Source organism: Nocardia xishanensis NBRC 101358 (assembly GCF_001613365.1).
Taxonomy (GTDB): Bacteria; Actinomycetota; Actinomycetes; order Mycobacteriales; family Mycobacteriaceae; genus Nocardia; species Nocardia xishanensis.
On the sequence record NZ_BDCF01000058.1, the window covers coordinates 13,504 to 26,920 of the forward strand.

Annotated in this window: 13 protein-coding genes and 3 pseudogenes; 8 read left to right on the top strand and 8 right to left on the bottom strand. The window is 65.8% G+C overall.

The window, feature by feature from the left end:
- Position 1 precedes the first annotated feature (1 nt).
- From NX1_RS30350 to NX1_RS30360, 3 genes are read right to left on the bottom strand one after another with little or no spacing between them, the layout of a single operon-like run.
- Positions 2 to 1,051, bottom strand: a complete 1,050-nt coding sequence (locus NX1_RS30350) for a PLP-dependent cysteine synthase family protein (RefSeq protein ID WP_068066971.1) — start codon at positions 1,049 to 1,051, stop codon at positions 2 to 4.
- Entirely contained in the window at positions 1,048 to 1,908 is an 861-nt protein-coding gene (locus NX1_RS30355; protein WP_068066973.1) for a Rossmann-like domain-containing protein, read from the bottom strand. Before NX1_RS30355 ends, NX1_RS30350 begins: the two co-directional genes overlap by 4 nt.
- The gene (locus NX1_RS30360) at positions 1,905 to 3,161 is read right to left on the bottom strand and encodes an ATP-grasp domain-containing protein (RefSeq protein WP_068066977.1); all 1,257 of its coding nucleotides are present in this window, start codon (positions 3,159 to 3,161) and stop codon (positions 1,905 to 1,907) included. The genes NX1_RS30355 and NX1_RS30360 overlap by 4 nt, the downstream gene beginning before the upstream one ends.
- 194 nt (positions 3,162 to 3,355) lie before the next feature.
- Between NX1_RS30360 and NX1_RS30365 the strand changes: the two genes are divergently transcribed.
- Together NX1_RS30365 and NX1_RS30370 are read left to right on the top strand one after the other, a co-directional pair.
- The gene (locus tag NX1_RS30365; protein WP_068066980.1) at positions 3,356 to 4,057 is read left to right on the top strand and encodes a DUF8020 domain-containing protein; all 702 of its coding nucleotides are present in this window, start codon (positions 3,356 to 3,358) and stop codon (positions 4,055 to 4,057) included.
- A gap of 272 nt (positions 4,058 to 4,329) precedes the next feature.
- A pseudogene (locus NX1_RS30370) lies at positions 4,330 to 5,135 on the top strand (permease); the annotation flags it as partial.
- Between the two features lie 627 nt (positions 5,136 to 5,762).
- Here the strand turns inward: NX1_RS30370 and NX1_RS30375 are convergent.
- A complete protein-coding gene (locus tag NX1_RS30375; RefSeq protein WP_068066983.1) occupies positions 5,763 to 6,224 on the bottom strand; it encodes a hypothetical protein in 462 nt (153 codons plus the stop codon).
- A gap of 67 nt (positions 6,225 to 6,291) precedes the next feature.
- Positions 6,292 to 6,474, bottom strand: a pseudogene (locus tag NX1_RS38835) (hypothetical protein); the annotation flags it as partial.
- Between the two features lie 583 nt (positions 6,475 to 7,057).
- Between NX1_RS38835 and NX1_RS38765 the strand changes: the two are divergent.
- Complete coding sequence (locus NX1_RS38765) at positions 7,058 to 7,138, top strand: class I SAM-dependent methyltransferase (RefSeq protein WP_157120235.1); 81 nt, start codon at positions 7,058 to 7,060, stop codon at positions 7,136 to 7,138.
- Positions 7,139 to 7,617: 479 nt separating this feature from the next.
- Here the strand turns inward: NX1_RS38765 and NX1_RS30385 are convergent, their stop codons facing one another.
- Positions 7,618 to 8,529: a LysR family transcriptional regulator gene (locus tag NX1_RS30385; RefSeq protein ID WP_068066988.1), complete on the bottom strand. Its 912-nt coding sequence runs from the start codon at positions 8,527 to 8,529 to the stop codon at positions 7,618 to 7,620.
- Here NX1_RS30385 and NX1_RS37060 point away from each other — a divergent pair.
- From NX1_RS37060 to NX1_RS30405, 5 genes and pseudogenes are all read left to right on the top strand, one after another.
- On the top strand, positions 8,440 to 8,643 hold the full coding sequence (locus tag NX1_RS37060) for a hypothetical protein (protein ID WP_169812309.1): 204 nt from the start codon (positions 8,440 to 8,442) through the stop codon (positions 8,641 to 8,643). The two genes, NX1_RS30385 and NX1_RS37060, sit on opposite strands and share 90 nt — an antisense overlap.
- The gene (locus tag NX1_RS30390) at positions 8,640 to 9,800 is read left to right on the top strand and encodes an iron-containing alcohol dehydrogenase (protein WP_068066990.1); all 1,161 of its coding nucleotides are present in this window, start codon (positions 8,640 to 8,642) and stop codon (positions 9,798 to 9,800) included. The genes NX1_RS37060 and NX1_RS30390 overlap by 4 nt, the downstream gene beginning before the upstream one ends.
- Positions 9,801 to 9,827: 27 nt before the next feature.
- Positions 9,828 to 10,454, top strand: coding sequence for an FMN-dependent NADH-azoreductase (locus tag NX1_RS30395; protein ID WP_068066994.1), 627 nt, complete (start codon positions 9,828 to 9,830; stop codon positions 10,452 to 10,454).
- Positions 10,455 to 10,697: 243 nt separating this feature from the next.
- Positions 10,698 to 10,850, top strand: a pseudogene (locus tag NX1_RS38770) (transposase); the annotation flags it as partial.
- 178 nt (positions 10,851 to 11,028) lie between these two features.
- Positions 11,029 to 11,919 (top strand): IS3 family transposase, encoded by an 891-nt coding sequence (locus NX1_RS30405; protein ID WP_157120220.1) that lies wholly within the window; start codon positions 11,029 to 11,031, stop codon positions 11,917 to 11,919.
- A gap of 444 nt (positions 11,920 to 12,363) precedes the next feature.
- Here NX1_RS30405 and NX1_RS30410 read toward each other — a convergent pair whose 3' ends face one another.
- Together NX1_RS30410 and NX1_RS30415 are read right to left on the bottom strand one after the other, a co-directional pair.
- The gene (locus NX1_RS30410) at positions 12,364 to 12,960 is read right to left on the bottom strand and encodes an RICIN domain-containing protein (RefSeq protein ID WP_084501865.1); all 597 of its coding nucleotides are present in this window, start codon (positions 12,958 to 12,960) and stop codon (positions 12,364 to 12,366) included.
- Positions 12,961 to 13,027: 67 nt separating this feature from the next.
- Positions 13,028 to 13,417, bottom strand: a complete 390-nt coding sequence (locus NX1_RS30415) for a hypothetical protein (RefSeq protein WP_157120222.1) — start codon at positions 13,415 to 13,417, stop codon at positions 13,028 to 13,030.

Here is a 13,417-nt window from a genome sequence, read left to right on the forward strand (position 1 = left end):
CTCACGCGCGGATCTCCTTGCTCAATGGGTCGCGCACCACGGCGCAGCGCGCCCACCCGTGTGCCTCTTCCGCGTCGGGCGTGGGAAGTTCCGCCGGTTCGGCGACGGCCGGCCGCAGCAGGCCGTTATGTCGGCACCAGTCGTCGTCGTAGATGCTGCGCAGATAGCGGTGTGGGCCGTCCGGGAAGACGGTCAGTACGCGTGTACCGGGCTCGCGGCGCGTGACCCACGCGGCGACCAGCGCGGTCGCCCCGGTGCTCCAACCACCGGCGACACCCACCTCGGCGGCCAGTCGCCGGCAGGAGGCGACGGCTTCGGACGGACCCACCCAGTGCACCTCGTCGAAGTCGTCGTAGGCGACGTTGCGCGGCAGGATGCTGCTGCCCAGGCCGCGCATCAGGCGCGGGCGCGCAGGCTGACCGAAGATGCGCGAGCCGACCGAGTCGACACCGATCACCCGCAGCTGTGGCCAGTGTGCGCGCAGCACCCGGGTCAGGCCCCCGCAATGACCGCCGGAGCCGATACCCGCGACGAGCACATCGGCGTGGCCGACTTGCTCGAGCAGTTCGCGGGCCATGTCCGCGTAACCGGCGGCGTTATCGGGATTGTCGTACTGATCGGGCCAGTATGCGCCGGGAGTGGCGTCGAGTAATTCGGCCAGCCGATCGAGTCGGGCGCGCTGCCAGCCACCCTCCGGATGGGGGTCGCGAACCACTTCGAGACCGATGCCGAAGGCGGTGAACAGCGCGCGCATCTCCGGCTCGAGTTCGTCGTCGACTACGAGCACGATGGGATGGCCGAGCGCCTTTCCTGCCAGGGCTAGGCCGAGTCCCAATGTGCCACTGGTGGATTCGATCACCGGCGCGCCCGGGGCGAGTTCTCCGCGGGCGCGGGCGGCGCTGAGCATGGACACCGCCGCCCGCGCTTTCATGCCCGCGATACTCGCGGCCTCCAACTTGGCCAGGTAGCTGCCTGCTCCGACCGGTATCGGCACGACGGGAGTGCCGCCGACCAACCCGAGGAGCGCGGGCTGCGGGCCGGGGCTGGTCATGAGGTGCACGAGGGTCCCTCGTCTCGGTAGCGGAACAGGGTGCTGGGGCCGCCGTCGAGGGAGAAGAAGGGATACGGTTCGGCCGATACCGCCGTAACGCCTCGGCTGAGAAACCAGGGCAGTACCGCACTGCCGGTCTGGGCGAACAGCACCAAGGGGATCGACCTGGCGTTCGCTTCGGCCAGCAGCGCGTCGAATGTCCCGTTGCCCAACGTCATTCCGGTGACCAGCAACGCGTCGTAATCGGGTGGCGCGTCGGCGACGCTGCGGTAAACGGGCTCGTCCCATTCGGTTCGCCCGCCGACCAGGTCGCACGGCAAGTAGCCGACGCCACGGGCGCGCAGTGCCGCGAGCAGGGAGCCGACCACGCCGACGACCAGCACGCGCCGCGCGCCCGACGGGAGCAGATCCACCACCGCTTCGGCACGCTGCCGGGACTTCTCGAGCGAGCTGCTCCCGGACACACGGACGGGCTCGGCGGCGACACCGCCCGCGGCGGGATGCGGCCGCAGATGCATCAGATATGCGTCCAGGGCTGCGATCCGGACCGCTCGCAGCCGATGGGTGAGCAGGTGCGCGAGCGTGGCGCCGACGCAGTCGTCGAGCACGTCGGCGCGGGCGGAACCGTCGTCGGGCTCGAGCCCGCAGGAGCCGACGGCCGCGCCGACGCGAATGCTCAGCACCTCGTTCTGGTAGCCACCGCGACGTCCGGCGTGCCGGGTTCCGTAACGGGTATGGAATGCAGTGGCCACCGCCAGACGGGCCGGGTCGGCGCCGAGGCGGGCCTCCCGTGCCCAGACGGTGAGTTCGTCAACCGAGCGGGGACGCGGTATCAGAGCGAGATCGGCGGTGGTCATGACGTCACCTGCGCGACATCCACGATGAGCTTGTCGATGCGATCGCACGCCAGATCTCCTGCGGCGCCGGGTTGCTCGTCGACCACCATGACATGGCCGAGGTAGGTGTTGTTGTCGGTCGCGATCCGGACCTGGGTGCCCGGCTCGGCCAGGGTGTGCTCGACGATGCTCGGATCGTCGTCCCACTGCTCGGCGCCCGATATCGCCGTGAGCACACCCGTGCGGTCGGCGACCGCGAACGCGATGGCGGCGCTGCCCGTCCCGGTGGGGCGCGGGGTCAGATCGGGGGTGCCGCCCGCGGCAACCTCGGCATGAACGGCCGCGAGGTCGATGCCGGTCACCCGGCGTACCAGCTCGGTGATCCGATTGCCCGCGGGGCGGGGATTCACCTCGATCAGCCGCGGGCCGTCGCCGGTGAGTTTGACCTCGGTGTGCGCGACGGTGTCGTCGAGGCCGAGTGCCGCAATCGCGGCACGGGCGACCGCGCTGACCGCCGCCCGCTCGTCGGCGGTCAGCGCTGCAGGGAACATGTGCCCGGCCTCGATGAACGCAGGCGCTCCGGTCAGGCGCTTGTCGGTCACGCCGACCACGGTGGTGTGGCCGCGCACGGTGACCGTCTCGACACTGAATTCCGGTCCGTGCAAACACTCTTCGAGCAGGATCTGCGGCGCCCGTGCCTGTCCGCGCACGTTCATCGGGAAACCGGCGATACGCGCGACAGCCGCACGCAGCTGCTCCTCGTCGTCGACGCGGCGGACGTACATGCCGCCGCACAGGTCCACCGGTTTGACGACCAGCGGGTATCCGAGTTCCGCTGCCGCGTCGGCCAACTCCTCCCATCCCTCGGCTACGGCAAACGCCGGGCCGGGCACACCGGCGGCCCGGCAAAGCGCGCGGGTGCGGTGCTTCTGGCAGGCCGCGGCGACGGCCTCCCTGCCGGGCCCGGGCAGACCGAGCTCCGCAGCGATCGCCGCGACCGTGGGCAAGTAGTAATCACACGAGGACAACACCCCCTCGAACGCCAGCACCTCGTGCAGCTCGCGCACGTACGGCACAAGCGCCACCTCGTCGTTGGTCTCGGCGGTCAGTACGTTGACCGCGCCCAGCAGCGGATGAGGGCCCGGCTTGCCGCGCAGGTAATGGCCCAGATCTCGGGTGAGAAAGCTGAACGTATGTCCACCGTCGCGTATCCCGGCCGGAAGCAACGTGCTCATCGAGCCGACCCAGCTCTCCACCATCAGCAGATGTCCCACAAACCCTCCAAGCCTCGACCGAGCGGCACATAATGATAACCATTCTCATTAACATGGCAAGCGCAATCGGTGCTGTCCATCCAAAGATGCTGTTGCCCAATGGGTTTCATCAAAAGTTGTAGATAACGATAATCATTATCGATAATCTGTCTGTCGTGCACCTCGCACGACCGAGATCACGATGAGGAACCACCATGCTGATGAGGTCCTTTGCCGCGCCCGCACTGGCGCTGGCCGCCCTGACCGCCGCCACCGGCACCGCGCACGCCGACCCGGGCGAAGACCAACCCATCTCGTTCACCGCGCACGCCACCGACACGTCCTCGATCATCGAAATCGACGCCGGCTCATTGGTGATCGAGGACCGAGCCCTGAAGGTGAAGTCCCGCGACGGCGTCACCGTCGCCGGTGCGCCGCTGACGTTCACGATCGACGACTTCGAGTTCCCTATGGCCGCCGAAATCTCCGGTCGCACAGCGACACTGACTCCGAACCTGTCGATGGACCAGGCCGTCTACAAGCCCGTCGCGTTGCCCTACGAGGACAAGGCGCCCTGGAAGACCGAGTACGACCGCGAACAAGCCGCCTGGTCCCGCATGACCAGCACCATCAGCATGGGCGCCACCATCGGCACCCTGGTTGGCGGCCTCGGGGGCGCCGCAATCGGCTGCGTGCTCGGCGGCATCGTCGGAGCTACGGTCGCCTCAGCAACCATTGTCGGCATGTTCGGCCCCTTCATCCCCGCCGCGGCGGTCGGGTGCCTCGGAGGCATAGTCGCTGTCGGCGCGATCGGCACCGTGGCGGGACAACTGCTGGTCACCGCGCCGGTGGCAATCGGTGCCGCAATCCAATACTTCACCACCATCAACCAACCCGCTCCTGCGCCAGCAAAATGATCTGCTGACTCAATAGCGCAGCGCCACAATCCATCAACAACCATGACCGCAAGAGCCCAGTCGGCGCAGACGTTCGATCGGCGACTGAGCATCGAGCTGCCCGTCGGCCTGCACCGCGCTGCGCCCTCCTACGGCACCATCTAGCGCGGTCAATGCCCTGATGGATGCCTTCGGGGTGCTCCGCCTCGAAGGCATCCATAGTATTGAGCTGCGCGTTCTGGTTCGAATACGAGACTGCCCCAATACGTTACGTGGCTGGGGATAACGGCGTAATGGCAGACGGACTTCGGTGCGGAACCGAGTTGGTACGTCCAGCTCCTGATAACAAGGGAATCGAATTCGGTCCATTATCACAGGGTTGGTCGACGGGCCGATTCGGCGGCTTCTTCGCGGGTGTCTTCGTCCAGGTGGTGCCATTCCTTGCGCTCGGGGTACTGGTCAGCGGCGGCATCGCGGCCCTCGTCTCGCCCGCTGTGCTACGAAAAAGTCTGCCGCGCAATGAATCAGCGGCGGTGGGCGTCGCGGTGCCGGCGGGGATGGCGCTGCCGGGGTGTGAGTGCGGTGTCGTGCCGGTGGCACGTCGGCTGACCGACCAGGGTGCGCCGGATTCGGTCGCGCTGGCCTTCATGCTCTCGGCGCCCGCCATCCACCCGGTGGTGTTGATCGCGACGGCGGTCGCCTTCCTGGGCGAACCCGGGATGGTGGCGGCACGGTTCACCGGTTCCCTGGCCACCGCAGTGGTGATGGGTCTGATCTGGTCGAAGATCGGGCGTCCGGCGTGGGCGCTACCGCGCGGCCGCGGACCCAATTATTGCGTGACGGGTCGAACGCGCTGGGAGGTCTTCACTGAAGCCGCCCGACACGATTGTTGCAGGCCAGCGCGTTTCTCGTGCTCGGCGCTGCGGCCGCCGCCGCATTGCACGTGCTGGTGCCGCCCGCCTGGTACGAACAGTTGGCCGGGCAGATGGTGATCGCGATCCTGGTGGTGGCGGTGCTGGCCATCGTGCTGGCGCTGTGCTCTGAGGCCGACGCCTTCGTCGCGGCGAGCATGTCGACGTTGCCGTTGCTGCCGCGGCTTTGGCCATCCTTGGGGCGAACATTACCGCGCAATCGGTGTGTCGGCGACGTTCGTGTCCTGGACCAGCGGTGTTTGGCGCGGACGGTCGCATTGCTCGGTGTAGTTCCCATGTTCGATGTGCCCTACAGGGCGCACAGGAGGACCGCATCTGACCTGGGGTTTCTCGATATGGTCATTTTGGGGACTATCCGGAAACCCAGTTGACCTGCGGAAACGCTGTCGCAGGTTTGTGCCCTCGGCGGGGCGCTATAAGGATGGGACCGGGTCTGACCGGTGGTTTTCCTGGGAACCGCTGATAATCGAAGAAACGTTCGCGCGCTTGGGATGAGGGATCGTTCTGGGTCGGTCGGGTTGCTCAGTCGCTCAGCAGTACCACCGCAGGCTTCTCGAGAGACTCCCTCGAGGCCGGCCGATGCGTTACGCACCGGCCACACTTTGGGCGCACGAGCTATTCGAAGCCTGCTGGGTATTCGCCAGGACGTCGGTCTTCTCAGCGAGCAGTACGACACCGCCACCGGTGGCTATCTGGGCAACCAACCTGAGGCGTTCAGCATGCTCGAACTGGTCGACAGCCCGCCCGGCTCAGCGAAGCGTCGGTCGAAACCGCAGCGCCTGTGGTCAGGCCGCCTATCCGCCGAATCCCACCAGGGCGGAGGCGAGGTCCGGGACCGCGAGCACCTCCAGTGCTTGCTGACGGACATCGGGGCAACTCTGCGTGGTGACTGTGTCGACGACGGTCTTGTCCTTGACGACGTCGTCGGTCAGCTCGTTGCGGGCCGCCCAGTTCTGCACGGTTCCATTGAAGCTGGTCTTGGCAACCGTCGAACCTTGGCCGCGCCAGTTGTCGAGTTCGGTCTGGATCATGTCGCACAACTGCTGACTGGCTTCGGAGCTGATCTCGGCGCCCGCCGTCGGCGAGGTCGCCGGGGAGGTAGTCGGCTGTGTCGTAGTGACGGGCAGTGTGGTCATGGTCATGGTTTCCTGCGCGGTGTCGTTGCCGTTGTCATCGCAGCCGGTGAGCACGATGCCCGCGACCACTGTCCCGGCGATGAGAACGGAGCGGGTAATTCGACCCCGGTCGGTGATCATGTCATCTCCTTCTGGTCGAGGCGCAGGTCTCCCGTTCGGAAGCCCAGGTGAACGCCGTTCATCACGGTCAAGCGTGGTTGATCTCTGACAACTTGGAATCGCTCTGACACGACTTCGCCGATGCGTATACCGGCCTGGGACTCGGCGCGCTCGCGACATGGGGTTCGAAGCCGAGCCGTTTCGACCGGATGCGGTGCCATTGATCGAAATTGTGCCGGGCAAACGGGCAGCTCGTGGCACATTCCAAAGATTTCTCGCGCTGCAGCGTCGCCGCGGCGACGGCACCAGACATCATCGAAATGAAGATCCCGCCGCCACGGTGTTATGGGCGGTGCTGGTAAACGTCCGGTATGCCGTCGTGGTCGTCGTCCCGGGTGTCCTTTTCGGCAATGCGCCGGTAGGTCCGATTGCGTAGCCGCACCACCATCGACGCCAGAACGACGGAGGCGAGAGTACCGATCCAGGCCCCGATGCGGACATGATCTTCCCGCAATGGGTTCCCGGCGAAAGGTGAGCTCCCCGATGAGCAGCGACACTATGAATCCGATCCCCCAGCAGCGCGACTCCAGGCGCTCGGCATTCTGTCCCGCGTGCGACCTTCTCGGGCTGGGTGTGAAGGCGGGATGGCGGTTTCTGGAGGCCGGAGTCGGCGGTGGATCCTTTGCGCGATGGCTGTGCAGTGCCGCATTGCCCGGCGGTCGAGTGCTCGCGGTCGATGCCGACCCGCGCCACCTCGCCGACCTACCTGGCCTCGGCGGCGAAGTCGCCCAGCTCGACCTCGTCGCCAACGACATCCCTGAACGCGCATCGATTTCGTCCACACCCGAGTCGTCATGCTGCACATCGCCGACAGGGACATCGTTCTGGAGCGATTGGCCCGAGCGCTGACGCCGGGCGGCGTTCTCGCGGGGTGATCAAGGATCTGGTTTCGATCGACGAGCGTCCGACCGAGGTCGAAAACCGCACCACCGCAGCGTGCGCACGAGCGGGTCGGGATCCGCCGCACAGCCGCAGCGACACGACCGGGACCAGAGCTGGCGACCGGGCACCGGAGTCTCGATTCTCGCGATCCGGCAACTGGCTGCCGCCGCGAGCGCATGCGTGCATACCGATCGGGTGATCCTGGCGGATGCCAGAGATCCGCGTTGGGGAGTAGTCGATGTCGATGGCGCCGCATCCTTCGACCAGGCACGGGCTGGTCGGTGAGGCGCACACCGGCAGGCCAAAACGCTGCACTCCGGGCTACTGTGTTTCGCAACGGGAGGTGATCCCAGAGGCTTGGCGAACCCCGGACTGGTGAGTACAAATCAGTCTGTCGTCACCGAAATGACGCGGGAGCCCAAGCGTGACAAGCAGACAACTACGCGGGAGTTGTTCATCTTCGTAATGGCTCCTACGTAACCCGCGATGCGGCTGAGTCGCGAGGTATCAGGCCGTCTTGGGTCGCCACGAGGGTCCGGAGCATCGCGACCGCGGTCCGTACCCGGGCGAGCCGGTGCAGGTCCCGCGGCACGACCAGCCAATATTTCCGTGTGACGGTGACCTCCTCGGCGAGAACGCGCTCGAGCCGCGGATCGGAATCGCCGAGATAGCGGGGCAGAACGGCGACACCGAGGCCACCGGCGACGGCGGTCCACTGGCCGGTGATGTTGTTGGTCTGAATGCTCACCCGAAGCCCCGGAAGAATGTCATCGAGGATCCGGAGGGCGGGAATGTCGAGCAACGCGTCGACATAGCCGATCAGTCGATGGTCGCGCAGGTCGAGCACGCGAGTAATGCGTGGATGCGCGGCAAGGTAGCCGCGCGTCGCGAACAGTCCCAACTTGTAGTCCGCGAGTTCGCTGACTTCCACGGACCTCGGCGACGGCGGCTCGAGGGTGACCGCGATATCGAACTCCCGGGTCGCGACGACGTCCTGCCTTGTCGCGGTGACGATTTGAATATCGAGGTCGGGATGCTTTGCGCACAACTCGGCCAAATTCGGTGCGAGGAGAAATGCGCCGAAACCATCGGGAGTGGCGATCCGGACCGTGCCCGACAGCCGGCCGCCCGTCGCGATGCTGTCCATCGCGGCCAGCAGGGTCGACTCGACCGCCTCGGCGTGGGCCAGCAGGCGGTGTCCCGCGTCGGTGAGCACCCATCCGCTGGGTGCCCGATCGAACAGCCGGACTCCGAGTGAGCGCTCGAGCGCGGCGATTCGGCGACTCACGGTCGTGTGATTGACACCCAGCCGCTGCCCGGCGGCAACGAGCCGGCGAGTTCGGGCAACCTCGAGGAAGTACCGGAGAGCATCCGCATCGATCACCGTCGAATGTTAAACGGGCTGTGCGAAGGCGCACAGCGCTGTGCCGATTTGGCGATTGCGATCTGCGACATGTCGCAGGAGACTCGACCGCAGCAGGAAGGAATTCGACAGTGATCGCACACCTCGCACTGCCGCGCATCCTGCGCATCGGCGGCGGCGCGGTCCGTGAGATCGGCGATGTGATCGCAAGTCTCGGGCTGACCCGCCCGCTCGTGGTCACCGATTCGTTCGTCGTCGGCACCGGAGCGGCGGAGCGAATGATCAAGGACCTCACGGCCGCTGGACTGTTACCGAGTCTGTTCGCGGAGACGGTCGCCGATCCCACCACCGATTCGCTTGCCACCGGCCTGCTCGCCATCCGCGAGCACGGCTCCGATTCGGTCATCGGATTCGGTGGCGGCAGTCCGATGGACACCGCCAAGGCGCTGGGTCTGCTCGGCCGGCAGGGCGGGCCGATGTCGGGCTACAAAGCTCCGCGCGCCAATGCCGGTCCCGCGCTCCCGGTCATCGCGGTCCCGACGACGGCTGGAAGCGGCCCGGAGGCAACGCTGTTCACGTTGATCAGCGACAGCGCCGGTGGCGAGAAGATGCTGTGCATCGGACCCGCGTTCCTGCCGGTCGCCGCGGTGATCGACTACGAGTTGACGGTCTCGATGCCGCCGCGCCTGACGGCCGACACCGGCGTGGACGCGCTCACCCACGCCATCGAGGCATACGTCAGCACGAAGGCGAACCCCTTCTCCGACAGCCTCGCTCTCGTCGCCATCGGCACCATCGGCCGCGTGCTGCGCCGCGCCTACGCCGATAGCGACGATCTCGAGGCCCGCGAGCAGATGATGCTCGCCGCCACCACCGCGGGGATGGCGTTCTCGAATTCGAGTGTCGCTCTCGTACACGGAATGAGCAGGCCGATCGGCGCGCATTTTGCTGTCGCACACGGTCTTTCGAACACCCTGTTGCTGCCGGACGTCACGGCGTCCTCGGTCCGCGCGGCAGCGGCCCGCTACGCCGACTGCGCCCGCGCGCTCGGGGTGGCCACCGGCCTGGACGACAATGCCACCGCAGCAGGCAATCTCGTCTCGGCGCTGGCCGAGCTGTGCCGAGACCTGCGAGTGCCCAGGCCCGCGGCCTACGGAATCGACAGAGACCGGTGGCACGAACTGATCCCGGTCATGGCCGAACAGGCGCTGGCATCGGGGTTCACCCCCAACAACCCACGCGTCCCGGCCGATGCCGAGATTCGCGACCTCTACGAGCAGATCTACAGCTGAACCCCACCCACACCTTCGAGGATTGTCATGACACGTTTGCTTCACATCTCGGCTTCGCCGCGCGGCGAACAGTCCGAGTCGATCGCCTTGGCCGCCAGCTTCCTTTCCACCTACGTGGAAGCCCATCCGGAGGCGGTGATCGACGAATGGAATCTCTGGGAGACCGACCTGCCGGACATGGGACCGGCCGCCGCGCAGGCGAAGATGAACGCCCTCAACGGCACCGCCCTCACCGACGCTCAAAACGAGAGCTGGAATCGGGTGCTGGACACCTTCCGCCGCTTCGACAGCTACGAGCACTACCTGTTCAGCGTGCCCATGTGGAATCACGGACTGCCCTATATCCTCAAGCATTTCATCGACGTGATCTCCCAGAACGGCATGCTGTTCGCCATCGACCAACAGGCCGGGTACCGCGGCCTGCTCACCGGCAAGAAGGCCGCCTCGATCTACACAGCCGCCGTCTACCATCCCAACAGCCCGGACGAGTTCGGCGTCGACTTCCACGCCAGCTACTTCGACTACTGGCTGCGTTTCGCGGGCATCACCGACACGGCGCGAATCACCTTCTACGCCAATATGTTCGAGGACGACATCGACGCGTGTCGGCAGCATGCCCTCCAAGCGGCCGCCATTCTGGGCAAAGGCTTCTGAACCGCCGGTGTCTGACCGCTCGGGCGGATGTCCGCTCCTGCCGCTTCCCGCGCGGTTCTAACCGGCCACGCCACCGAGGCTGAAGATCAACGGCCCGAGGACATCTCGGGTCGGCAGTCCGCAGGTAGCGGCGCGCCCATGCCGACTATTGCGCAGTTGGAGGGGATCCGACTCCTGGGGTTCCCCTGAAGTAGTGGACATCCGAGATAGCGGGACGGATGGTCCCTGGAAGGGATGTTCACCATGCCTGGTCCCCGTCGATCGTATTCGCCTGAGTACCGGGTGGAGGCGGCGCATCGGGTGATCGATTCGGGCCGTCCGGTGCGGGAGGTCGCCCGCGAGTTGGACGTGCATGAGAACCTGCTGCACAAGTGGGTGCGCGAAGAGCGGCGTCGCATGGCCGCGGCGGGGCAACCGGGTGGCCGACGCGGCGATCCCGATGATGGTGGCGGGCAACCTCTTTCTGTTGACGAGCGCGCGGAGCTGGTCCGGTCGCGGGCGAAGGTCGCTGAACAGGCCAAGGGCATCGCGTTCTTGAAAGAGCTTCGGCGTACTTTGCGGCACGGCATCCGAAGTGAGCAGGTTCGAGTTCATGGCGGCGGAGTGCCCCGGATTCGATGTGACCCGGATGGCCGAACTGCTCGGCGTCTCGACCTCCGGCTACTACCGCTTCCTGCAAGTGAGGGCCTCGACGGAGGTGTCGGCGCAAGTGCAGCGGCGACGGGATCTGGAGGTGAAAATCCTGGCCCACCACCGCGCCTCGGGCGGCACCTATGGATCGCCCCGGATCACCGCCGATCTGCATGCCGAGGGCGAGCGGGTGTCGAAGAACACCGTTGCGGCGATCATGGCCGGTCTCGGTATCGAGGGCATAAGCCCACGCACGTTCAAGACCACCACGATCAGCGATCCGGCTGCGGCATGCCAGCCCGATCTGGTCGGTCGCCGTTTCGACCGTGGCCGTCCCGATCGGGTGTGGTCATCGGATATCACCTATCTGACCTGCGGCGAGGGAGAGATGTTCCTGTGTGCGATCCGCGACGAGCACTCCCGCCGGGCGCTGGGCTGGGCGGTGGCCGACCACATGCGCGCCGAGTTGGTCATCCACGCCGTCGACCGGGCAGTGTTCGTACGTGGCGGCCGCTGCCGGGGCGCCATTCTGCACAGCGACCGCGGCGGCCAGTACACCGCACAGGCCACCGCCGAAGCGTGCGCGCGGCATGGCTTGCTCCGGTCGATGGGCGCGACAGGGATCTGCTGGGACAACGCCGGCGCGGGATCGCTGTGGTCGACGTTCGAACACGAATGCTACTACCGGCACACCTACGCCACGAAGCCCGAACTAACTGCCACAGTTGACAATTGGATGCGATTCTACAATCATCAGCGGCGCCACTCGGCTATCGGAATGCGCTCGCCAATAGACTACGAGCAGTCCATCAAGGCCGCCCCTGAAGCAAGCTAACCTTGTCCACTTTTTCGGGGGAATCCCATCTCGCCATGTCAGCGCAAGCTAATATCCAGCTTCTTCCGCTTCTTCTAATTTCTTTCCCCCACAACATATTCCAACCCTCAAGCACACTGCAGCACAACATCTAGATGCACATGGTCGCCGCAGATGGAATCCCGCTCCCCCGCCACCACGGGTTGCTGGTTACAGCATCAACTTTCCTGGACGCGGCACTAGAAAGGGCGAAACCGTCACTCCAAGGGGTGCGCGGCGCTACCGCGCACCGCGCACCGCCACCCATCCAGGCAGCGCACTGGCCGTGCGATTCAGCGCAGGATGCGGATTCAACCGGCGGTGTCTACTGCTTGCTGGAGTTTATCGGTCTGTCCGAATAGCACACCATAGCGTCACCTTGGCTGCCACCAAGCAAAATGAACCGACCGTCGTGATCTATGCTCGCTATTTCTTGTCGAATTGCCAGCGCTGGTTCGAGCCGTCCCAGCAATTTCCTTGAATCACGTTCGCACCATGGGCGACGCTGGAGTCCTGCACGTCCAGGCATTGTTCGCTGTTGTAGTTGATCAGGTGGTAGTACAACGGGGCGTCGTTGCCGACCGGCTCCACCTTCCACTGCTGGTTATCGGTGTCTCTGCAGCCAGCCTGAACCACCGGAGCCCCATGGTCCAGGCTGAAGTTGACGACATCGAGGCACTTCTGGGAATGCTTCACTTGGACCATGAAGTACCCCGTGCGGTAGTCCGACTTCACCAACTTCCAGTTCTGATTTCTTCCGTTCCCGCACCTGGCTTGAAGCACGGGAGCACCGTGGTCGTAGCGGATGTCGGCGACATCGAGACACAGGTGGCTATGTTGTACATGGATTTCGTAATACGTCTCCGCGTCGGGAGCGACAGGTTCGGCTTGGGCAGCAGGTCCCCAAACCACCGTGCTTGCCAGCGCGGCGGCGATGACCGCCACGCCTGCGCGGAAGTTGTTCTTGTTCTCGAGATCCTCCTCGAATGGGCGGCGGGTACTGAAAGGCTTGCTGATCGTCATGCGGTCGATCGTGTTCGAGAAGCCCGATGCCGGAATCCGTACTCCCACGCAGGGCTGGTACGGATGTTCAGTGCTGCTGCACGCCCCAGGCTGCCACCTGGGTGCGGTTCGTCAGCGCGAGCTCGGAGGATGTGCTGCACATGGCTTTCGGCGGCGCGCTCGGAGAATGTGCATGAGCGCGGCGATCTGCCGATTGGTGAGCCCCTGCGCGAAAGCCTGGCGACTTCGCAGTGGCGGCGCGTAGCGTACCCGGGCGATCACCGCGGAGCGTGGCGGCGAGCTCGTCGGCACGGGGCCGCAGGGGTGCCATGCCCAGACGCTCGGCCACCGTGGGGACCCGCGCGCACAGTGTGGCCGCCTCGTCGAGATCGCCGGGTCGGCGACCGCCCGCGAGCACGCGGACCAGCTCGAATTCGGCCAGCGCGGCATACGGCGGAGTTTCCGAGCCGGTTGCCAT

Excerpts from the sequence above, each read along its gene's own strand:
- NX1_RS30350 (WP_068066971.1), bottom strand. The coding sequence starts at position 1,051 with ATGACCAGCCCCGGCCCGCAGCCCGCGCTCCTCGGGTTGGTCGGCGGC.
- NX1_RS30355 (WP_068066973.1), bottom strand. The coding sequence starts at position 1,908 with ATGACCACCGCCGATCTCGCTCTGATACCGCGTCCCCGCTCGGTTGAC.
- NX1_RS30365 (WP_068066980.1), top strand. The coding sequence starts at position 3,356 with ATGCTGATGAGGTCCTTTGCCGCGCCCGCACTGGCGCTGGCCGCCCTG.
- NX1_RS30375 (WP_068066983.1), bottom strand. The coding sequence starts at position 6,224 with ATGATCACCGACCGGGGTCGAATTACCCGCTCCGTTCTCATCGCCGGG.
- NX1_RS38765 (WP_157120235.1), top strand. The coding sequence starts at position 7,058 with ATGCTGCACATCGCCGACAGGGACATCGTTCTGGAGCGATTGGCCCGA.
- NX1_RS30395 (WP_068066994.1), top strand. The coding sequence starts at position 9,828 with ATGACACGTTTGCTTCACATCTCGGCTTCGCCGCGCGGCGAACAGTCC.
- NX1_RS30410 (WP_084501865.1), bottom strand. The coding sequence starts at position 12,960 with ATGACGATCAGCAAGCCTTTCAGTACCCGCCGCCCATTCGAGGAGGAT.
- NX1_RS30415 (WP_157120222.1), bottom strand. The coding sequence starts at position 13,417 with ATGGCAACCGGCTCGGAAACTCCGCCGTATGCCGCGCTGGCCGAATTC.